We start from the raw sequence: 19,239 nt of genomic DNA on the forward strand, positions 1-19,239 counted from the left end.
CCGCTGGTCCCGCAACCCCGCGAGCCCCGCAACCCCGCCGGTCCCGGGCCCCTCCCGACCGCGCCCGTCCCCGACCGCGCCCGTCCCCGACCGCGCCGGTCCCGGACCCCGCCGGCCGCGTGCGCAGGCCTCAGCGCGCGCGGCGCCATGGCCCGGTGATGGCCAGCATGATCCCCGGGTCCTGGATGTTGGCGAACAGCGTGCGCCCGTCCGGGGAGAAGCAGACACCGGTGAACTCGGAGTACTCCGGGTCCTCGGCGGTCCCGATGTTCAGCTCGTTGCGCGCCAGCGGGTAGATGCGGCCCGATTCGGTCGCGCCGAGCAGGTGCTGCAGGCCCGAGCCGTCCTCGGCGATGACCAGGCCGCCGTACGGCGACACGGTGATGTTGTCGGGGCCGTCGTAGCCGCCGTCCGCCGCCGGGTCCGCGTTGACCCCGATCAGCACGTTCAGCCGGATCGTGCGCCGCTTGGGGTCGTAGAACCACACCTGGCCGTCGTGCGCCGCGCCCGGGCTCTCCTCACGGGCGTAGGAGGAGACGAAGTACGCGCCGCCGTCGGCCCACCACATGCCCTCCAGCTTGCGCCCCCGCGTCACGACACCGTCCGCGAACTGCTTGCGCACCGGCACCGTCCGCGCGTCGCGGTCCGCCACGTCCACCCAGTCGACCCCGTAGACGGTGCCGGTCTTCGTGGCGCGCGAGAGGTCGTCGACGAACCGGCCCGAGCTGTCGATGCACTTGGCGGCCTGGAGCACGCCGGCGTCGGCCGCAAGCGTACGGAGCTTGCCGCGCCCGTGACGGAAGCCGGCCGGCGGGGTCCAGCGGTAGAGCAGCCCGTTGGGGCCGGAGGCGTCCTCGGTGAGGTAGGCGTGGCCCTGGCGCGGGTCGATGACCACGGCCTCGTGCGCGTACCGCCCGAACGCCTTGACGGGCCGCGGGTCGCGGTTGGCGCGGCGGTCGTGCGGGTCGACCTCGAAGACGTAGCCGTGGTCCTTGGTCATGCCGTTCTTGCCGGCCAGGTCCTCGGTCTCCTCACAGGTGAGCCAGGTGTCCCAGGGGGTGGAGCCACCCGCGCAGTTGGTCGACGTACCGGCGACGCCGACCCACTCGGCGACCTCGCCGCCGCGCCGGACCTCGACGACCGTGCAGCCGCCGGCCGCGGCCGGATCGTAGACCAGGCCCTCGGTGAGCGGGACGGGGTGGGCCCAGCTTTCCCGCTTGCCCTTGAGCTCGTGGTTGTTGACGAGGAGGGTGACCCCGCGGTGGCCCTCGAAGGCGGCGGTCCCGTCGTGGTTGGACGGGGTGATCTCGCCGGAGTCCAGCTTGGTGACGCCGCTGTGCGTGATCACGCGGTACGTGAATCCGGCGGGGAGGGCGAGGAGGCCGGCCGGGTCGGCGACGAGCGGGCCGTAGCCGGGCTCGCAGGGCCGTCCGTGCTCGTCGCGGCGAATACCGTCCTCGGCCGCCAGCGCGCCCGGGGCGGTGGCCAGCGCGCCGACCGTACCGGTGAGCGCGACTCCCGCGCCGGCGATGACGGTGCGGGCGGTGAAGTCTCTACGGCTGAGCGGCATCGGATCTCCAGGGGTGGGGAGGTGGGTGCGCCTGTCGTGCGGTCGTCGGCGCACACGCTCCCGCCCGCACGTGAACGGCGGCTGAACTACCCACGAATGCGAACGGACCCCTTGCCGGTGGGCGGAATGGCCAACTCCGGCCGAGGAACGGCTCGTTCCGATCCGCCCCTCCACCGCTCTGCCGGCCGCCCCCGCCACTCCCCTGCCGCCCGTCCCGCCACCGCCCCGCCGCCTGCCCCGGGTGACGGGGCGAAGTCGGGCCTCGCCCTCTCCGCTACCGCCCTGCCGCCCTCCCCGTCACCTGTTGCGGCCCGCTTCCTCACGGCCGTCGGGAGCGTGCCTTGAACGCGGCCTTTCGGGCCTCCTTCGCCGCCTTCTTGTCCGGGTGCAGGCGCCCCATCGCCTCCAGGACGTACGCCGTCGCCGGATGCTCCACCCGCCACACCTGCTCGAAGAACCCCGTGTGATGGGCGGTCAGGGTCTCCATCAGCAGCGGCAGCTCCTCGGTCTCCCCGTCGGCGGCCAGTTGCGCAGCGATCGTGTCGACCGTCAGCCAGAACACCATCGCCCCGTCCGGCGCCGGTACGTCCGCCGCTCCGCGCTCGGCCAGCCAGACCCGGGCGAGGCCGCCCAGCTCCGGGTCCCCCAGCACCGCGCGGACCGCGGGCTCGGCCTCCGGCCCGGCGGGTGCGAGGGCCAGCTGGCAGCGCAGCCGGCGCAGCGGGGCGCCTTCGTCGTCACCGCGCGCGGCGTCCAGCAGTTCGGCGGCGGCCGCGGGCAGGTCACGGCCGGCCAGCCACGCCTCGATCTCGGCCTCGGCGGCGCTCTCGGAGTAGGAGGAAACGGCGTCGAGCAGCGCGTCCGCGCCCTTGCCGGCCAGTTCGCCGACGGCGGGGGCCTCGACCCCGGCCTCCAGCATCCGGGCGCGGACCCCGTATAGCCCGAGCGGGGTCAGGCGGACCATCCCGTAACGGGAAACGTCCTCGTCGGCGTCGTCCCGGCCGACGGCGGCGCCGGAGGCGATCCGATCGTCGTCCGCTTCCGCCATCAGCTCCTCGTCGACGGGGCGGAACTCGACCAGCCCGATGGGTTCCAACTGCCGGAACTGGTCGTCGAGCCGCATCATCGCGTCGGAGACCTGCTCCAGCACGGCATCGGTCGGGTCGCCCATGCCCTCGGGCACCACCATGGACGCGGCGAGCACGGGCAGCGGAACCGGACGGTCCGCCGCCCCGCCCTCGGAGACGGTGAGCAGGTAGAGGTTGGCGAGCACCCCGTCGAGGAAGTCCGCCTCGCGCCGCGGGTTCCAGTCCAGCTGGTCGAAGTCGATCTCGCCGCCCGCGTCCAGCGCTTCGACCAGATCGTCGAGATCGGGCACGGCCGCGTCGGCCAGTACGGTGTCCAGCGCGGCCAGCCACAGGTCGAGCACGTCGCCGGGCGCGCCGCTCGTCACCAGCGCCAGGTCCTCACCGGGCACGGCGGTACCGGACAGCTCCTCGCCGCCTTCACCGCCCTCGCCTCCCTCGCCGTCCTCGGTTGCTCGGCCGCCCTCGCCAGGCTCCTCCTCCGGCTCGGTGACGTCGACCAGCCCGGTGTCCACGGCCACGCGCCAGGCCTGGCTCGCGTAGACCGCGGAGTCCGGGTCGGCGGTGTCGAGGCCGAGCGCCGCGACGGCCTCGGGAAGCTGGGCGGCGACGAGTTCGCCGCCGATGTCGACGCGGGTGTCGGGCCCGGCCCAGCGGGCCAGCCGTACGGCGCGGGCGAACAGCGGGGCGACGAGGGCGTCGCGGGCCAGTTCCGCATCGGAGTGCAGCCGTACCGGCGGCAGCGTGGGGTGCGGCTCTGCGGACATGGGGCGGTTCTCCTCGCGGACGCGGTGGGGCGGGGGTGGGGCACGGGTGGAGCAGGGTGGCACGGGGCCGTGACGGCCGCCGGCCGGACGGACGGTCGGGGTCGGTCGGACAGACCGACACAGTCGACCGACTGACAGACGGACCGCCGAACTGACGGACTGACGGTCGGCCGGCCCGGCCTTGCCAGGCGACCCAGCGTAGACGCATTTCGGGCGGGCCCGGCGGGTCATCCCCTTTGGTTCATCCCACAGTCAGCTGCCGTATTCCCTGGAGGCCTTGACAACTTTGGCGGCCACACAGGAAATTGACGCGCGTAGATGTTTCGGGAGCCGCAAGTCTCCCGCAGATCGCCTGCCGCAACACCGCCGTCTCCCTCATCCCACACCGGAGTTCCCGCTCATGCGTTCCTCGCATCCCCGTTCCGCCGCCGTCTCGGCCCTCGTCGCCACCGCGCTGGCCACCGGCCTGCTGGCGGGCTCCGCCGACGCGGCCGAAGGCTCTGCCGCCGGCCAGGTACGCGTCCACGACATCCAGGGCACCACCCGGATATCCCCGCTCGTCGGCAAGCAGGTCACCGACGTCGAGGGCATCGTGACGGGCGTGCGGACGTACGGCTCGCGCGGCTTCTGGATCCAGGACCCCGACGCCGACGACAACGCCGCCACCAGCGAGGGCGTGTTCGTCTTCACCAGCTCGGTCCCGACCGTCGCGGTGGGCGACGCGGTCAAGGTCTCCGGCACGGTCGGCGAGTACGTCCCGGGCGGCCTCAACTCGGGCAACCAGTCCGTGACCCAGATATCCAAGCCGGTCGTCACGGTGGTCTCCTCGGGCAACGCGCTGCCCGAGGCCACCGCGATCAACGAGTACACGGTGCCCGCCGAGTACGCCCCGGCCGGCGACCCGGCCGCCGCCGGCAGCATCAACGGCCTGGCCCTGGACCCCTCCCGCTACGCCCTGGACCTCTACGAGTCCCTCGAGGGCATGAACGTCAAGATCGGCACCTCGCGCGTGGTCGGCGCCACCGACCCGTACGCGGAGCTGTGGGTCACCGTGAAGGGCTGGGAGAACGCCGCCAAGCGCGGCGGGACGATCTACGGCTCCTACGAGTCCCAGAACACGGGCCGCCTGCAGATCCAGCAGCTCGCGCCCCTCGCGCAGCAGCCCTTCCCGGTGGCCAACGTCGGCGACAAGCTGACGGGCGACACCGAAGGCCCGCTGGACTTCAACCAGTTCGGCGGCTACACCCTGGTGGCCCGCACCCTCGGCACCGTCAAGGCGGGCACCCTCGCCCCCGAGAAGACCAAGGCGCAGGCCGCGCAGGAGCTCGCGGTGGCCACGTACAACGTCGAGAACCTCGACCCGACCGACCCGCAGGCGAAGTTCGACGCGCTGGCGAAGGCGGTCGTCGAGAACCTGTCCTCCCCCGACATCCTCGCCCTGGAAGAGATCCAGGACGACAACGGTGCCAAGAACGACGGCACGGTCTCGGCCGAGCAGACGCTGACGAAGTTCACCGCGGCGATCGCGGCGGCGGGCGGCCCGGCCTACCAGTGGCGGACGGTCAACCCGGAGGACAAGAAGGACGGCGGCGAGCCCGGCGGCAACATCCGCCAGGTGTTCCTGTTCAACCCGGAGCGCGTCTCCTTCACCGAGCGCGCCCCGGGCGACGCGGTGACGGCGACCGGCGTGGCGAAGGACAACGGCAAGGCCGCCCTGACCCACTCCCCCGGCCGGATCGACCCCGCGAACCCGGCCTGGGCCGACAGCCGCAAGCCCCTCGCCGGCGAGTTCGTCTTCCGCGGCAAGACGGTCTTCGTGATTGCCAACCACTTCGGCTCCAAGGGCGGCGACGAGGGCCTGACCTCGCACCACCAGCCGCCGGTCCGCTCCTCGGAGGCCAAGCGGCTGCTCCAGGCACAGGCCGTGAACGGCTTCGTGAAGGAGATCCTGGCGGCGGAGAAGAACGCGAACGTCCTCGTCCTCGGTGACATCAACGACTTCGAGTTCTCGGCGACGACGAACGCGCTGGCCGACGGCGGGGCGCTGTACCCGGCGATCAAGTCGCTGCCGAAGGCGGAGCGGTACTCGTACGTGTTCCAGGGCAACGCGCAGGTGCTGGACCAGATCCTGACGAGCCCGGCGATCAAGCACTTCACGTACGACAGCGTGCACATCAACGCCGAGTTCGCGGACCAGAACAGCGACCACGACCCGCAGGTGCTGCGCTTCAAGCCGTAGCCGTAGCCGTGGTGGTGGCCGTGGTGGTGGCCGTACGTCACCCCTGAGACCGCAGAGGGCCCGGACGCCGTCCCGTCCGGGCCCTCTGCCACACTCCAGGCCATGATCTTCCGTACAGCCACGCGCGAGGACCTGCCCGCCGTACTCGCCCTGCTGGCCGACGAGGACCGGGTCGTGGACCCGGCTTCGATCATCGTCGACGAAGCGCGGGAGCGGGCCTTCGCCGCCATCGGGGCGGACGCCCGCAACGAGATGCTGGTCCTGACGGACGACGACGGCGCGGCGGTACTGGGCTGCCTCCAGTTGACGTACATCCCGGGCCTGGGGCAGAACGGCCGGGACCGGGCGCTGGTGGAGGCGGTACGGATCCGCGCGGACCGGCGGGGCGGGGGGCTGGGGGCCGAGCTGATGAAACTGGCCGCGGAGCGGGCCCGCGAGCGCGGCTGCGCCCTGATCCAGCTGACCAGCAACAAGCGGCGCACGGCCGCCCACCGCTTCTACGAGCGGCTGGGCTTCGCGCGCAGCCACGAGGGATTCAAGCTGCACCTGGAGCCTTAGGGGCTTCGCCGGGCGGGGCCGTTCCCGGACAAGGTGGGGGCTTTCGACCCTGGCGTGACGCTCGCCACATCTCTACCGAATCGACCTCTTGTGGTGTTGAGTGTCTGCACGCCCGATCTTGTGCCGCCTCGTACCCCGCACTCGCCGGAGGACCGCATGTTCCCCTCCATCTCCCTCGCCCAGGAAATCGGCCTCGCCGTCCTGTTCGTCGCCGCGCTCGTCTGGGTCGTCGGCCTCGGCCACATGCTGTGGGACAGCCGCTTCCACCACCCGGAGCCGGCCGCGTACGAGGGCCTGCCGATGATCCCCGGCCAGCGCACCGCCGCCGCGCATCCGATGGAGTCGGTGGAGCTGACCGAGGCGGAGCAGCAGGCCTTCGCGGGCCTGATCCGCACGTTCCCGCCGCGCTGACCCCGCACTGACCCGCGCGAACGCCCTCCCACCCCGGCCGGGGTGGGAGGGCGTTTCGGCTGACCGGCCCGCTGGGCGTCAGTTGTGGCTGTGCAGGACCTCGTTCAGGCCGCCCCAGGCCGCCTTGTACGGGCGGGCCTCGACGGTGCCGGTGACCGAGTTCCGGCGGAAGAGGATGTTGTTGGCGCCCGAGAGCTCCAGGGCCTTGACGATCTGGCCGTCCGGGAGGGTGACGCGGGTGCCCGCGGTCACGTAGAGGCCGGCCTCGACGACGCACTCGTCGCCGAGCGCGATGCCGACGCCCGCCTCGGCACCGATCAGGGTGCGCTCGCCGATCGAGATGATCTGCTTGCCGCCGCCCGAGAGGGTGCCCATGGTGGAGGCGCCGCCGCCGATGTCCGAGCCGTCGCCGACCACGACACCCGCGGAGATGCGGCCCTCGACCATGGAGGTGCCCAGGGTGCCGGCGTTGAAGTTGACGAAGCCCTCGTGCATGACGGTGGTGCCCTCGGCGAGGTGCGCGCCGAGGCGGACGCGGTCCGCGTCGGCGATGCGCACGCCCTTGGGGGCGACGTAGTCCGTCATGCGGGGGAACTTGTCGATCGAGGTGACCTGGAGGTGGAGGCCCTCGGCGCGCGCGTTGAGGCGGACGGTCTCGACCTGGTCGATCGCGACCGGGCCCAGCGAGGTCCAGGCGACGTTGGCCAGCAGGCCGAAGACGCCGTCGAGGTTCTGGCCGTGCGGCTTGACCAGGCGGTGGCTGAGCAGGTGCAGGCGCAGGTACGCGTCGTGCGCGTCCAGCGGCTTGTCCTCCAGGGAGGAGATCACCGTACGGACGGCCACGACCTCGACGCCGCGGACCGCGTCCTGGCGGACCGCCTTCGACGCGGCGCCGCCCAGCAGCTCCACGGCCTGTTCGGCGGTGAGGCGCTCGGTGCCGGCCGGGCCGGGCTCGGCGACCAGCTCGGGGGCGGGGAACCAGGTGTCGAGGACGGTGCCGTCGGCGGTGATGGTGGCAAGTCCGGCGGCGACGGCGCCGGTGGTACGTGTAGCAGTCATGCCAGAAACCTAACCGGCGACGGCCCGCGGTCGCGAACCGGTCTCATGTGCCGGTCGCGCCGCGTGTCGCGCTGCCTGCCGCTCCGCCCGTCGCGCCGCGTGTCGCGCATCCTGTCGCTCCGCCCGTCACGCCGCGTGCCGCGCACCCTGCCGGGCCGCGTGCCGCGCATCCTGCCGGGCCGTCTGTCGCCCCGCCCGTCGCGCCTGCCGGGCCCCCGCCCAGAGCACCGCTCCGCCCGCCCCCGCCGCGAGCCCCGCGCACAGCGGCCACAGCAACCCGGGCGCGGCGGCGTACACGGCTCCGCCCAGTGGCGGACCGAGGACGACCCCGCTGACCGAGACCCCCGCGTACAGGCTCTGGAACCGGCCGATGGCGTGGTCGGGCGCCTGGTCGGCCACGTAGGCGGTGGCGGTGGTCTTGTACAGGATCTCCCCGAGGCTCAGCAGGACCATCATCGCCACGGCGCTCGCGATCCCGGCGCCGAGCAGCAGCGCCGCGTACCCGGCTCCCACCAGCACCAGCCCGGTGCCGATGACCGGCAGCGCCGGCCGCTCGCGCAGCGCGACGGCGGCGGGCAGTTCCAGCAGCAGGATCACCCCGCCGTTGAGGGCGATGACGAGGCCGAAGGCGCGCGCGTCCAGACCGTGATCGGCGAGGAAGACGGGGAAGGCCGAGTACTGCTGGCGGTAGACGAGGTCGGTGACCAGGATCGCGCCGAGCAGCACCAGCAGGGCCGGCCGGGCCCGCAGTTCGTCCCACAGCCCGCGGCCGTGGCCGCGGCCACCGTCGGGGACCGCTGCGGGGGTTCGGGAGGCGCCGCGCGCCGGGACGACGCGGGCGGTCCAGAGGGCGAAGAAGAGGGTGCCGAGGCCGTCGCCGACGAAGAGCCAGTCGTACGAGAGTCCGGTCGCGACCAGGGCGCCCAGGGGCGGGCCGAGGGTGAACCCGCCGTTCGAGACGCAGCGCACGACGGCGAAGGCCTGGCGGCGGGCCCCCTCCGGGACGGTGACGGCGACCAGCGCGGAGTTGGCGGCCCGCACCACCCCGGAGGCGTACTGGGCCAGCGGCAGGGCCGCGTACAGCAGCGGGGTGGGCAGCAGCGGGAACGTCATCAGGGCGACCCCGCCCAAGGTGGACGCGGCGAGCAGCACCCGGCGGTGGCCGAAGCGGTCGCCGTACCAGCCGCCGGTGAAGTTGCCGGCGACCAGGCCGATCCCGCCGATACCGGTGACCAGGCCCGCCTGGGCGGTGCCGAGGCCGCGCGGGCCGGTCAGGTAGAGGAAGACGAAGACGAACGTGAAGCTGACGACGGCGTTGACGAAGACCCCCGCAGCCAGCAGCCACACAGTCCTCGGTACGTCCTTGAACCCCTGCAGCACACCCGTGTCCCCCGTATCCCGAAGCGAGTTAGTTCCCTTTGGGAACGGACTATGTCAGCATGACAGCCTTGGGTCAACGGACAAAGGAGTTCCCATGGCCCAGCGAACGCACCTCGGCGACGCGGACTGCTCCATCGCTCAGGCCCTCGACGTGGTGGGCGACTGGTGGACGCTGCTGATCGTGCGCGACACCGCGCGCGGTCTGCACCGCTTCGACGAGCTCCAGCGCGAGCTGGGGATGTCCCGGAAGGTCCTGGCCGAGCGGCTGAAGCTGCTGGTCGAGGCCGGGGTGCTGACGCGCGAGCCGTACCAGGAACGTCCGGTGCGGCACGAGTACCGGCTGACCCCGCGCGGGCGGGGCCTGCTGCCGGTACTGGTGGCCCTCCAGGACTGGGGGGACAGCTGGATCCTGGGAGAGGGAGAGATGACGGCGACGACCACCGAGGCCTCGCGGGAAGCGGAACGGGTGCACGCGCTGCGCGGCACCCGGCTGCCCGAGCTGGTCCTGCCGGACCGATTCGGCGAGCTCCGCGACCCGGTGGCGGACAGCGCGTTCACGGTCCTGTACTGCTTCCCCGGCGCGTACGCCCGCGCCGAGTCCTATCCGCCCGGCTGGGCCGGCATCCCGGGCGCCAAGGGCTGCACGTTCGAGTCGTGCACCTACCGCGACCAGCTGGCGGAGTTCACCGCGGCCGGCGCCGCCGTGCACGGGGTGTCGACCCAGCGCCCGGACGAGCAGCGGGAGTTCGCGGAGCGGGAGCGGCTGCGCTTCCCGCTCCTCTCGGACGCGGATCTCGCCCTGACCGTGGCGCTGCGGCTGCCGACGTTCCGCGCGGCGGGCGTGACCCGGATCAAGCGGCTGACCCTGGTCCTGGACCGCGACCGCACCGTGCGCGAGGTCTTCTATCCGATCCAGGACATCGAGGCGAGCGTTCAGGCGGCCTTGGCGGCGGTCCGCGCGGGCCGGCCGTAACCCGGGCTCCTGCGCGCAGACTTCTCCGCCACCCCGCCCCTCTGCCCGGACCCGGCCCTCACACGCCGGACGGGCCGAGAACCCGCCCGTCGGCCAACGGCCTAGCCGGGACGCCGCAGGACCCGGCTCAGGATCTCGCGGGCGTACGGCTCGTCGTACCCGGTGTCCGTCAGGAGGACCTGGAGGCTGATGCCGTCCATGACGGCCACCAGGGCGCGGGCCGTCACCGGGTCGGTCCACGGCTCCAGGGCCGCCGCGACGGACTCGCACCAATCCGCCGCCACCGGCCGCAGCGCCGGCCGGCGCAGGGCGGCCAGGTAGAGCTCGTACTCCAGCTCGGCCGGCCCCCGGTCGGCCGACAGGGTCTCCCCCAGCAGCCGCGCCAGCGCACCCGCGAGGTCCTCGCCGTCCCGCACGGCCACGGCCGGGGCGAAGGCCCCGCAGGCCTGCCGCAGGGCCGCGACCAGCAGGTCGTCCAGGGTCTTGAAGTGGTACGTGGTCGACCCGAGCGGTACGTCGGCCTCCGCGGCCGCGCTGCGGTGACTCAGCCCGGCGATGCCCTTGGCGGCCACCACCCGGATCGCCGCGTCGATGATCCGCTGCCGCCGCTCGGGGTCGTACCTGCGCACGCCGGGGGCCATCAGTGCGCGCCGCCCAGGTTCAGCAGCACCACGCCGCCGATCACGAGCGCGATCCCGGCGATCTTCGCGGCGGTGGCCGCCTCCCCCATGAACACCATCCCTATGGCGGCGATCGCGGCGGTCCCGACCCCGGCCCAGATGGCGTACGCCGTGCCCACCGACATCGTCTTCAGCGTCTGCGCGAGCAGGGTGAAGGCGATGGCGTATCCCAGCAGCGTGCCGAGCGAGGGCCACAGCTTCGTGAAGCCGTCGCTGTACTTCATGGCGGTGGTCCCGGCGACCTCGGCCGCGATGGCCGCGGCAAGCAGTGCGTAAGGCATGTGTACAAGGGTACACAACGATGTGTACGACCGTACACATGCAGCACCCGGGACTCCTGCGGCCTCCGGCGCTACCCTGTCCGCCCTCCAGGGAGGCGTCCCGGGAGCTCCCGGCAGACGGAGGGCCCACGCATGGCACAGCACTGGACCCATCGCGGCGGCGGCTGGCTGCCCCCGCGCTCGCCACGGCCCGGGGTGATACCCCTGCGCCCACTGGGACCGCGGGACATCCTCGACGGGACCCTCGCCACCCTGGGCCGGTACGGCGGCCGGCTGCTCGGCGCACTGCTGCTGGGCCAGCTTGGCGGGCTGCTCCTGCTCGCCGCCGTCGCCGGGGCGGCCACCCTCGCCTCCCTCACCCGCACCGCCGGCAGCCGGGTGTTCGTCTACACGCTCGCCCCCGCCCTCGCGCTGTTCCTGCTGTTCTGCCGGGCGCTGGCCACGGCCCTGGCCGCGGCGCTGCTCCGGCCGGCCGTGCTCGGCCGGCCCGTCACCACGCTCGGGCTGCTGCGGGCCGCCGCGCCCCGGATCCCGGCCGTGTCCGGGGCCCGGCTGCTGGCCCTGCTCGCCGCCGCGGGCCCCGGCGCGGCCGCCCTCGGCGCGGGCCTCCCGCCGCTCGCGCTGCTGCCCCTCGCCCCCGTCGCCCTCTGGCTCTGGGTCCTCTTCGCCCTTGCGCCCACGGCCGCCGGGTACGAGGGGCTCGGCCCGGTGGCGGCCCTGCGCCGCTCGGCCCGCCTGGTGCGGGGGGCCTGGTGGCGGACCTTCGCCATCACGGTCCCGGCCGGGGCGCTCGCGCTGGGCGCCGCTTACGCCGTCCCGCTCCGGTTCGGCGTCCTGGGCGCCCTGTTCGCCCCGGCCCTGCTGCTGACCGTCCCGCAGCCGGCGTCCGGCCTGCTCTACATGGACCGGCTGCTGCGCAGCGAACCGGGGATCACCGCAGGGTGAACCAGGCCGCGCGGGCCTTCTTCCACTCGGGGTGCGTCAGGTCCTCGGCCTCGACGCCGTCCCCGTACAGGTGCGCGGAACCGCTGTCGGTGATCAGCTGCACGCGCGCGCCCGGCGCCGACAGGTCGGGCACCTCCACGACGGCCTCCCAGCCGCCGGGGTCGGTGGTCGGAACGTCGGCCCGCTTGACCGGGGCGTGGCCGGGGACGCCGTCCCACTGGTAGAGGGCGTACGGGTCCGAGTTGTCGTCGGCGGCCCACGAGCCGGCCAGGACGAGGTACTGGTTCGCCGCGTTCTTGCGGCCTCTCCTGGTCTGCGTCACGCCATGACGGCCGTCGAGGAGATTCGGCCACCACGGCCAACTCCGCGCGCACGTCATCCGTCCACCCGGAGAACAGCGGACCAGCAGACAGCGGACCGCACGACAGCCCGGCGGAAAACAGGGAGGGCCCCCGGCACGACCGTGCCGGGGGCCCTCACCTGCGTGTGATCAGACGTTGAAGCCGAGCGCGCGGAGCTGCTCACGACCGTCGTCCGTGATCTTGTCCGGGCCCCACGGGGGCATCCAGACCCAGTTGATGCGAAGTTCGCTGACGATGCCGTCCGTCGCCGACTTCGCCTGGTCCTCGATGACGTCCGTCAGCGGGCAGGCCGCCGAGGTCAGCGTCATGTCGAGGGTGGCGATGTTCGCGTCGTCGATGTGGATGCCGTAGATCAGGCCCAGGTTCACGACGTCGATGCCCAGCTCGGGGTCGACCACGTCGTAGAGGGCCTCGCGGACCTCTTCCTCGGTGGCCGGCTTGATCGACGCCTCGGGCGTCGCGTTCTCGGTCATGCCGTCTTCCTCTCCGCGTCGCCCAGTGCCTGGGCGGTCGCGTCCTTCCACGCCATCCAGCTCAGCAGAGCACACTTCACACGCGCCGGGTACTTGGAGACGCCGACGAACGCGACCGCGTCCTCCAGCACCTCCTCCATCTCCTCCGTCGGCTCCAGCTTGCCCTTGGACTGCATCAGCTCCAGGAACACGCCCTGGATCTTCTGCGCCTCGGCCAGCTGCTTGCCGACGAGCAGCTCGTTCAGTACGGACGCGCTGGCCTGGCTGATGGAGCAGCCCTGGCCCTCGTACGAGACATCGGTCAGCGTCTCGCCGTCGTACTTCACGCGCAGCGTGATCTCGTCACCGCACGTCGGGTTGACGTGGTGCACCTCGGCGTCGCCGTCGCGCAGGCCACGTCCGTGCGGGTGCTTGTAGTGGTCCAGGATCAGTTCCTGGTACATCGAATCCAGCTTCACAGCGTCCTCGTCCTCGTCGCCCTCGGTCAGCCGAAGAAGTTCCGTACGTGCTCCAGCCCGTCGATCAGCGCGTCGACATCGGACGGAGAGGAGTACAGGTAGAAAGACGCTCGCGTCGTCGCCGGAATTCCGTAGCGCAGGCAGACCGGGCGTGCGCAGTGGTGTCCCACGCGGACCGCGATGCCCTGCTCGTCCAGCACCTGACCGACGTCGTGCGGGTGGATGTCGCCGAGTACGAAGGAGATCGCGGCGCCGCGGTCCTCGGCCGTGGTGGGGCCGATGATCCGCAGGTCGGGCACCTCCGCGAGGCGTTTGATCGCGTACTCGGTGATCGCGTGCTCGTGCGCGGCGATCTTGTCCATGCCGATCGCGGTCAGGTAGTCCACGGCCGCGCCGAGGCCGACGGCCTGGGCGATCGGGGGCGTACCCGCCTCGAACTTGTGGGGTGCCGGAGCGTACGTCGAGGCGTGCATCGACACGGTCTCGATCATCTCGCCGCCGCCGAGGAACGGAGGCAGGTCCTCCAGCAGCTCCTGGCGGCCCCAGAGGACGCCGATGCCGGTCGGGCCGCACATCTTGTGACCGGTGAAGGCCACGAAGTCGGCGCCGAGCGCCTGCACGTCCATCGGCATGTGCGGGGCGGCCTGGGAGGCGTCGATCAGCACCAGGGCGCCGACGTCCTGGGCGCGCCGGACGATCGCTTCGACCGGGTTGACCGTGCCCATGATGTTGGAGACCAGCGTGAAGGAGACGATCTTCGTCTTCTCCGTGATGACCTCTTCGATGTTGGACAGGTCGAGCCGGCCGTCGTCGGTGAGGCCGAACCACTTCAGCTTCGCGCCGGTGCGCTGCGAGAGCAGCTGCCACGGCACGATGTTGGAGTGGTGCTCCATCTCCGTGATGGCGATCTCGGTCTCGCTGTCCACCCGGTAGGGCTCGTCCGCCCAGCCGAGCATGTTCGCGACCAGGTTGAGCGACTCCGAGGCGTTCTTGGTGAAGATCACCTCGTCGCGGCTCGGTGCGTTGATGAAGGCGGCGACCTTGTCGCGAGCGCCCTCGTACAGCGCCGTGGCCTCCTCGGCGAGCACGTGCACGCCGCGGTGGACGTTGGCGTTGTGCTGCTCGTAGTACTCGTTCAGCGCGTCGAGCACCTGGCGCGGCTTCTGCGAGGTCGCCGCGTTGTCCAGGTAAACGATCTTCTTCCCGTCGTGGACCACACGATCCAGCAGGGGGAAGTCCTTGCGGATCGCCTCGATGTCGAGGAGGCCAGGCAACTGTGTCACGCGGTCGCGCCACCCTTCGTGCTGTACGCCTCGTAGCCTTCCGCCTCCAGCTTGTCGGCGAGCTCGGCGCCGCCGGACTCGACGATGCGGCCTTCCGAGAAGACGTGGACGAAGTCGGGCTTGATGTAGCGGAGGATCCGCGTGTAGTGCGTGATCAGCAGCGTGCCGACCTCGCCGGTCGCGCGGACGCGGTTGACGCCCTCGGAGACCTGGCGCAGCGCGTCGACGTCGAGGCCGGAGTCGGTCTCGTCGAGGATCGCGATCTTCGGCTTCAGGAGCTCCAGCTGCAGGATCTCGTGGCGCTTCTTCTCACCGCCGGAGAAGCCCTCGTTGACGTTGCGCTCGGCGAAGGCCGGGTCCATCTGGAGCTGCTCCATCGCGGACTTGACCTCCTTCACCCAGGTACGCAGCTTCGGGGCCTCGCCGCGGATGGCGGTGGCCGAGGTGCGCAGGAAGTTGGAGACCGAGACGCCGGGGACCTCTACCGGGTACTGCATGGCGAGGAAGACGCCGGCGCGGGCGCGCTCGTCGACGGTCATCTCCAGGACGTCTTCGCCGTCGAGGGTCACGGTGCCACCGGTGATGGTGTACTTCGGGTGACCGGCGAGGGAGTACGCCAGGGTGGACTTGCCGGAGCCGTTCGGACCCATGATGGCGTGCGTCTCACCCTGCTTGACGGTGAGGTCGACGCCCTTGAGGATCTCGCGGGCGCCGTTCTCGGCCTCGACGGAGACGTGCAGGTCGTGGATTTCAAGCGTTGCCATGGATACCTCAGGACTCCTGGGTGAGGGAGACGAGCACGTCGTCCCCTTCGATCTTTACGGGGTATACGGGTACGGGGCGCGTCGCGGGCAGGCCCGAGGGCTTGCCGGTGCGCAGGTCGAAGGAAGATCCGTGCAGCCAGCACTCGATCATGCAGTCCTCGACCTCGCCCTCCGAGAGCGAGACGTTCGCGTGCGAGCAGATGTCGTTGATCGCGAACACCTCGCCCTCGGTGGAGACGATGGAAACCGGCGTGCCGTCGAGTTCCACCCGCTTGGGGGAGTTCTCCTCCAGCTCGCTCAGCGCACAGGCCTTGACGTAATTCATCAGACGGAGCCCTGGAGCTCGGTCTCGATCTTGGCGAGCAGGCGCTCCTCGATGTCGTCGACACCGATCTGCTGGACGAGCTCGGCGAAGAAGCCGCGCACGACCAGGCGGCGGGCATCGTCGGCCGTGATGCCACGGGCCTGCAGGTAGAAGAGCTGCTCGTCGTCGAAACGGCCGGTCGCGGAGGCGTGGCCGGCGCCGACGATCTCGCCGGTCTCGATCTCCAGGTTCGGCACCGAGTCGACCCGCGCGCCGTCCGTGAGGACGAGGTTGCGGTTCATCTCGTAGGTGTCGGTGCCCTCGGCGGTCTTCTCGATGAGCACGTCACCGATCCAGACGGCGTGGGCGTCCTGGCCCTGGAGCGCGCCCTTGTAGACCACGTTCGACTTGCAGTGCGGGGCGTCGTGCGTGACCAGGAGGCGGTGCTCCTGGTGCTGGCCGGCGTCCGTGAAGTACAGGCCGAAGAGCTCGGCCTCGCCACCGGGGCCGGCGTAGCTGACCCGCGGGTGCAGGCGTACGACGTCGCCGCCGAAGGTGACCACGATCGACTTGAAGGTCGCGTCTCGGCCGACCAGCGCGTTGTGCTGGGAGACGTGGACGGCGGTGTCGTCCCAGTCCTGCACGGACACGACGGTGAGCTTGGCGCCGTCGCCGATCAGGAAGTCGACGTTGGCGGCGCGCACGCCGTCACCGGTGTGGTCGATGACGACGACGGCCTCGGCGAAGGCCTGCACGTCGAAGACGGTGTGGCCGAAGGTCGTGCCGCCCTCGCCGTGCAGCGTGACGCGCACCGGCTCGGTCAGGACGGCCTCCTTGGGCACGGTGACGACCGTGGCCTTGGCGAAGGACGAGAACGCCTGGGCGGCGATCCGGTCCACCGGGGTGCCGGCCTTGCCGATGCGCGCGTCGCCGCGCTCCACCGACTCGACCGTGACGCCCTCGGGCGCGTCGATCTGGGCCTTCATGGTGCCGTTGGCGACCGCGGTGCCGTCGTGGAGACCACGCAGGCGGGCGAGCGGGGTGAACCGCCACTCCTCCTCGCGGCCGTGGGGCACGGGGAAGTCCGCCACGTCGAAGGACGGGGGCGCACTCATCCGGGTGGCGACGGTCGACTCGGCGGCCACCGCGATCGCGCCGGCGGTGGTCGAACCCGCCGGAATGTTCTGAGCCTCAGCCATGGCTGTCGTCTTGCTCTCTTCCTACGTCAACAAGGGATGTGCGGAGATGCCGGGCGGTCGGGACTAACCGACCGAACCCTCCATCTGCAGCTCGATCAGCCGGTTCAGCTCCAGGGCGTACTCCATGGGCAGCTCGCGCGCGATGGGCTCGACGAAGCCGCGCACGATCATGGCCATCGCCTCGAACTCCGTCAGACCGCGGCTCATCAGGTAGAAGAGCTGGTCGTCGGAGACCTTGGAGACGGTGGCCTCGTGGCCCATGGAGACGTCGTCCTCACGGACGTCCACGTACGGGTACGTGTCCGAACGGGAGATCGTGTCGACCAGGAGCGCGTCACACAGCACGTTGGACTTCGAGCCGTGGGCCCCCTCGCCGATCTCGACCAGGCCTCGGTACGAGGTACGGCCGCCGCCTCGGGCCACCGACTTCGAGACGATGTTCGAGGAGGTGTTCGGCGCCATGTGGACCATCTTGGAGCCGGCGTCCTGGTGCTGGCCCTCGCCCGCGAAGGCGATCGACAGGGTCTCGCCCTTGGCGTGCTCGCCCATCAGGTAGACGGCCGGGTACTTCATGGTGACCTTGGAACCGATGTTGCCGTCGATCCACTCCATGGTCGCGCCCTCGTACGCCACGGCGCGCTTGGTGACCAGGTTGTAGACGTTGTTCGACCAGTTCTGGATCGTCGTGTAGCGGCAGCGGCCGCCCTTCTTCACGATGATCTCGACCACGGCGCTGTGCAGCGAGTCCGAGGAGTAGATCGGGGCGGTGCAGCCCTCGACGTAGTGGACGTAGGCGTCCTCGTCGACGATGATCAGCGTCCGCTCGAACTGGCCCATGTTCTCCGTGTTGATACGGAAGTAGGCCTGGAGCGGGATGTCGACCTTGACGCCCTTGGGCACGTAGATGAACGAGCCGCCGGACCACACCGCGGTGTTCAGCGACGCGAACTTGTTGTCGCCGACCGGGATGACCGTGCCGAAGTACTCCTGGAAGAGCTCCGGGTGCTCCTTCAGCGCGGTGTCCGTGTCGAGGAAGATGACGCCCTGCTCCTCCAGGTCCTCGCGGATCTGGTGGTAGACGACCTCGGACTCGTACTGGGCCGCGACACCGGCGACGAGGCGCTGCTTCTCCGCCTCCGGGATGCCGAGCTTGTCGTACGTGTTCTTGATGTCCTCCGGCAGGTCCTCCCAGGAAGCGGCCTGCTTCTCGGTGGAACGCACGAAGTACTTGATGTTGTCGAAGTCGATGCCGGAGAGGTCGGAGCCCCAGTTCGGCATGGGCTTCTTGTCGAACAGCTTGAGACCCTTGAGGCGGAGCTTCAGCATCCACTCCGGCTCGGACTTCTTCGCCGAGATGTCGCGCACGACATCTTCGGACAGACCCCGCTTGGCAGCGGCGCCGGCCGCGTCGGAGTCGGCCCAGCCGTATTCGTAGGTGCCCAGGCCATCGAGCTCAGGGTGAGCAGTCTCCGTGGTCATGCGGGGTTCCTCCCGGCCGTACTTGCAGATACTGAGGTGTCGGTCTGTGTGGTGCTCGCGCTACGCGGAATGAACGTCGTGCACACCCCGTCGCCGTGGGCGATCGTGGCGAGGCGCTGCACATGGGTCCCGAGCAGGCGGGAGAAGACCTCGGTCTCCGCCTCGCAGAGCTGCGGGAACTGCTCGGCGACGTGTGCGACCGGGCAGTGGTGCTGGCAGAGCTGTTCACCGCTGTGCGGACCGGGAGCGCTCTTCGCCGTAGCAGCGTACCCGTCCACGGTCAACGCCCTGGCAAGGGCCTCCGTGCGCTCCTCCGGGGCGGCCGCGTCGACGGCTTCCCGGTAGGTCGTCGCCTGCTCTTCCATCCGCGACCGGGCAAAGGCGGCGACGGCCGCCTCTCCGCGCTCTCCGCCGCCGACGGACTGCGCGATCCAGCGCAGGGCGTCCGCGGCGAGGGTGTCGTAGGACTGGTCGAAGGCGTCGCGACCGCAGTCGGTGAGCGCGAAGACCTTGGCGGGCCGGCCCCGGGTGCGCGCGCCGTATACGCGCTGCTCACGGGGGGCGACCACGTCATCGGCGACAAGCGCGTCGAGGTGGCGGCGGACGGCGGCCTGGGTGAGGCCGAGGCGCTGGGCGAGATCGGCGACGGTGGACGGACCGTGCTCCAGGATGGACCGCGCGACCCGGTTGCGGGTGGACCGCTCCCCGGTCGCGAGCTCCCCCTGGGGGGTCTCGATCTGCCGTTCGCCGTATTTCACAACGCCATTGTTGCGTAATTAACCGGGCGGCGACAAGCCGTGATGGAGGCCACCCCTGGTGGCCTCCATCACTAAGGGTTACCTAATTTACCGACGCGGAGTTATTCGGAGTAGAACGCTCCGCATTCTCGCGGGGAGCCCCCGGAGAGCCGGTGCACCGCTCCCACCAGCAATCCCCCGCCGACGACCCTTACCGGCGCGGTGACCGTCG

The 19,239-nt window shown here is 71.3% G+C and carries 19 protein-coding genes and 1 pseudogene; 5 read left to right on the forward strand and 15 right to left on the reverse strand.

Going from position 1 to position 19,239, the window contains the following annotated elements:
• Positions 1–130 precede the first annotated feature (130 nt).
• Both AB0D48_RS02560 and AB0D48_RS02565 read right to left on the reverse strand, forming a co-directional pair.
• Entirely contained in the window at positions 131–1,570 is a 1,440-nt protein-coding gene (locus AB0D48_RS02560) for an alkaline phosphatase PhoX (protein WP_362389955.1), read from the reverse strand.
• Positions 1,571–1,889: 319 nt separating this feature from the next.
• Complete coding sequence (locus AB0D48_RS02565) at positions 1,890–3,422, reverse strand: hypothetical protein (RefSeq protein WP_362389957.1); 1,533 nt, start codon at positions 3,420–3,422, stop codon at positions 1,890–1,892.
• A gap of 400 nt (positions 3,423–3,822) precedes the next feature.
• Between AB0D48_RS02565 and AB0D48_RS02570 the strand changes: the two genes are divergently transcribed.
• From AB0D48_RS02570 to AB0D48_RS02580, 3 genes are all read left to right on the forward strand, one after another.
• Positions 3,823–5,661 (forward strand): endonuclease/exonuclease/phosphatase family protein, encoded by a 1,839-nt coding sequence (locus AB0D48_RS02570; RefSeq protein WP_362389959.1) that lies wholly within the window; start codon positions 3,823–3,825, stop codon positions 5,659–5,661.
• Positions 5,662–5,763: 102 nt separating this feature from the next.
• Positions 5,764–6,219 carry a GNAT family N-acetyltransferase gene (locus AB0D48_RS02575; protein WP_362389961.1) on the forward strand — a complete coding sequence of 152 codons (456 nt, stop codon included), beginning with the start codon at positions 5,764–5,766 and terminating at the stop codon, positions 6,217–6,219.
• 156 nt (positions 6,220–6,375) lie between these two features.
• Complete coding sequence (locus tag AB0D48_RS02580) at positions 6,376–6,630, forward strand: hypothetical protein (RefSeq protein ID WP_362389963.1); 255 nt, start codon at positions 6,376–6,378, stop codon at positions 6,628–6,630.
• Positions 6,631–6,708: 78 nt separating this feature from the next.
• Here AB0D48_RS02580 and dapD read toward each other — a convergent pair whose 3' ends face one another.
• Both dapD and AB0D48_RS02590 read right to left on the reverse strand, forming a co-directional pair.
• The gene (gene dapD, locus AB0D48_RS02585; protein ID WP_362389965.1) at positions 6,709–7,689 is read right to left on the reverse strand and encodes a 2,3,4,5-tetrahydropyridine-2,6-dicarboxylate N-succinyltransferase; all 981 of its coding nucleotides are present in this window, start codon (positions 7,687–7,689) and stop codon (positions 6,709–6,711) included.
• Positions 7,690–7,815: 126 nt separating this feature from the next.
• Positions 7,816–9,069, reverse strand: coding sequence for an MFS transporter (locus tag AB0D48_RS02590; protein WP_362389967.1), 1,254 nt, complete (start codon positions 9,067–9,069; stop codon positions 7,816–7,818).
• 94 nt (positions 9,070–9,163) lie between these two features.
• On the opposite strand from AB0D48_RS02590, the gene AB0D48_RS02595 reads away from it, so the two are divergent.
• Positions 9,164–10,042 carry a winged helix-turn-helix transcriptional regulator gene (locus tag AB0D48_RS02595; RefSeq protein ID WP_362389969.1) on the forward strand — a complete coding sequence of 293 codons (879 nt, stop codon included), beginning with the start codon at positions 9,164–9,166 and terminating at the stop codon, positions 10,040–10,042.
• 101 nt (positions 10,043–10,143) lie between these two features.
• On the opposite strand, the gene AB0D48_RS02600 is transcribed toward AB0D48_RS02595, so the two are convergent.
• Both AB0D48_RS02600 and AB0D48_RS02605 read right to left on the reverse strand, forming a co-directional pair.
• Positions 10,144–10,683 carry a TetR family transcriptional regulator gene (locus AB0D48_RS02600; protein ID WP_362389971.1) on the reverse strand — a complete coding sequence of 180 codons (540 nt, stop codon included), beginning with the start codon at positions 10,681–10,683 and terminating at the stop codon, positions 10,144–10,146.
• Positions 10,683–11,003, reverse strand: a complete 321-nt coding sequence (locus AB0D48_RS02605) for a multidrug efflux SMR transporter (RefSeq protein WP_362389973.1) — start codon at positions 11,001–11,003, stop codon at positions 10,683–10,685. The genes AB0D48_RS02600 and AB0D48_RS02605 overlap by 1 nt, the downstream gene beginning before the upstream one ends.
• 132 nt (positions 11,004–11,135) lie before the next feature.
• Here AB0D48_RS02605 and AB0D48_RS02610 point away from each other — a divergent pair, with 132 nt between their 5' ends.
• Positions 11,136–11,948, forward strand: coding sequence for a hypothetical protein (locus tag AB0D48_RS02610; RefSeq protein ID WP_362389975.1), 813 nt, complete (start codon positions 11,136–11,138; stop codon positions 11,946–11,948).
• Here AB0D48_RS02610 and AB0D48_RS02615 read toward each other — a convergent pair.
• The 9 genes and pseudogenes from AB0D48_RS02615 to AB0D48_RS02655 all read right to left on the reverse strand — a co-directional run.
• A pseudogene (locus AB0D48_RS02615) lies at positions 11,935–12,249 on the reverse strand (hypothetical protein); the annotation flags it as partial. The gene AB0D48_RS02610 and the pseudogene AB0D48_RS02615 overlap by 14 nt on opposite strands.
• A 189-nt stretch (positions 12,250–12,438) precedes the next feature.
• Positions 12,439–12,783 (reverse strand): metal-sulfur cluster assembly factor, encoded by a 345-nt coding sequence (locus AB0D48_RS02620; protein WP_030009139.1) that lies wholly within the window; start codon positions 12,781–12,783, stop codon positions 12,439–12,441.
• Positions 12,780–13,241 (reverse strand): Fe-S cluster assembly sulfur transfer protein SufU, encoded by a 462-nt coding sequence (gene sufU, locus AB0D48_RS02625; RefSeq protein ID WP_362389978.1) that lies wholly within the window; start codon positions 13,239–13,241, stop codon positions 12,780–12,782. Before sufU ends, AB0D48_RS02620 begins: the two co-directional genes overlap by 4 nt.
• A 26-nt stretch (positions 13,242–13,267) precedes the next feature.
• Complete coding sequence (locus tag AB0D48_RS02630; RefSeq protein ID WP_362389980.1) at positions 13,268–14,524, reverse strand: cysteine desulfurase; 1,257 nt, start codon at positions 14,522–14,524, stop codon at positions 13,268–13,270.
• A complete protein-coding gene (gene sufC, locus AB0D48_RS02635; protein WP_266577883.1) occupies positions 14,521–15,288 on the reverse strand; it encodes a Fe-S cluster assembly ATPase SufC in 768 nt (255 codons plus the stop codon). Before sufC ends, AB0D48_RS02630 begins: the two co-directional genes overlap by 4 nt.
• A gap of 7 nt (positions 15,289–15,295) precedes the next feature.
• A complete protein-coding gene (locus AB0D48_RS02640; protein ID WP_362389983.1) occupies positions 15,296–15,613 on the reverse strand; it encodes a bifunctional 3-phenylpropionate/cinnamic acid dioxygenase ferredoxin subunit in 318 nt (105 codons plus the stop codon).
• The gene (gene sufD / locus AB0D48_RS02645; RefSeq protein ID WP_362389985.1) at positions 15,613–16,791 is read right to left on the reverse strand and encodes a Fe-S cluster assembly protein SufD; all 1,179 of its coding nucleotides are present in this window, start codon (positions 16,789–16,791) and stop codon (positions 15,613–15,615) included. The genes AB0D48_RS02640 and sufD overlap by 1 nt, the downstream gene beginning before the upstream one ends.
• A gap of 63 nt (positions 16,792–16,854) precedes the next feature.
• Positions 16,855–18,270: a Fe-S cluster assembly protein SufB gene (gene sufB, locus AB0D48_RS02650; protein WP_214930288.1), complete on the reverse strand. Its 1,416-nt coding sequence runs from the start codon at positions 18,268–18,270 to the stop codon at positions 16,855–16,857.
• A complete protein-coding gene (locus AB0D48_RS02655) occupies positions 18,267–19,028 on the reverse strand; it encodes a metalloregulator ArsR/SmtB family transcription factor (RefSeq protein ID WP_362389988.1) in 762 nt (253 codons plus the stop codon). The genes sufB and AB0D48_RS02655 overlap by 4 nt, the downstream gene beginning before the upstream one ends.
• Positions 19,029–19,239: the final 211 nt, after the last annotated feature.

It is taken from the genome of Streptomyces sp. NPDC048269, from assembly GCF_040652395.1.
Lineage (GTDB): Bacteria > Actinomycetota > Actinomycetes > Streptomycetales > Streptomycetaceae > Streptomyces.

What these genes read in the sequence shown, in the direction of transcription:
- AB0D48_RS02560 (WP_362389955.1), bottom strand. Translation starts at nt 1,570, where the DNA reads ATGCCGCTCAGCCGTAGAGACTTCACCGCCCGCACCGTCATCGCCGGC.
- AB0D48_RS02605 (WP_362389973.1), bottom strand. Translation starts at nt 11,003, where the DNA reads ATGCCTTACGCACTGCTTGCCGCGGCCATCGCGGCCGAGGTCGCCGGG.
- AB0D48_RS02640 (WP_362389983.1), bottom strand. Translation starts at nt 15,613, where the DNA reads ATGAATTACGTCAAGGCCTGTGCGCTGAGCGAGCTGGAGGAGAACTCC.
- sufD (WP_362389985.1), bottom strand. Translation starts at nt 16,791, where the DNA reads ATGGCTGAGGCTCAGAACATTCCGGCGGGTTCGACCACCGCCGGCGCG.
- AB0D48_RS02575 (WP_362389961.1), top strand. Translation starts at nt 5,764, where the DNA reads ATGATCTTCCGTACAGCCACGCGCGAGGACCTGCCCGCCGTACTCGCC.
- dapD (WP_362389965.1), bottom strand. Translation starts at nt 7,689, where the DNA reads ATGACTGCTACACGTACCACCGGCGCCGTCGCCGCCGGACTTGCCACC.
- AB0D48_RS02600 (WP_362389971.1), bottom strand. Translation starts at nt 10,683, where the DNA reads ATGGCCCCCGGCGTGCGCAGGTACGACCCCGAGCGGCGGCAGCGGATC.
- AB0D48_RS02595 (WP_362389969.1), top strand. Translation starts at nt 9,164, where the DNA reads ATGGCCCAGCGAACGCACCTCGGCGACGCGGACTGCTCCATCGCTCAG.
- AB0D48_RS02570 (WP_362389959.1), top strand. Translation starts at nt 3,823, where the DNA reads ATGCGTTCCTCGCATCCCCGTTCCGCCGCCGTCTCGGCCCTCGTCGCC.
- sufC (WP_266577883.1), bottom strand. Translation starts at nt 15,288, where the DNA reads ATGGCAACGCTTGAAATCCACGACCTGCACGTCTCCGTCGAGGCCGAG.
- AB0D48_RS02565 (WP_362389957.1), bottom strand. Translation starts at nt 3,422, where the DNA reads ATGTCCGCAGAGCCGCACCCCACGCTGCCGCCGGTACGGCTGCACTCC.
- AB0D48_RS02620 (WP_030009139.1), bottom strand. Translation starts at nt 12,783, where the DNA reads ATGACCGAGAACGCGACGCCCGAGGCGTCGATCAAGCCGGCCACCGAG.
- AB0D48_RS02610 (WP_362389975.1), top strand. Translation starts at nt 11,136, where the DNA reads ATGGCACAGCACTGGACCCATCGCGGCGGCGGCTGGCTGCCCCCGCGC.
- sufB (WP_214930288.1), bottom strand. Translation starts at nt 18,270, where the DNA reads ATGACCACGGAGACTGCTCACCCTGAGCTCGATGGCCTGGGCACCTAC.
- AB0D48_RS02580 (WP_362389963.1), top strand. Translation starts at nt 6,376, where the DNA reads ATGTTCCCCTCCATCTCCCTCGCCCAGGAAATCGGCCTCGCCGTCCTG.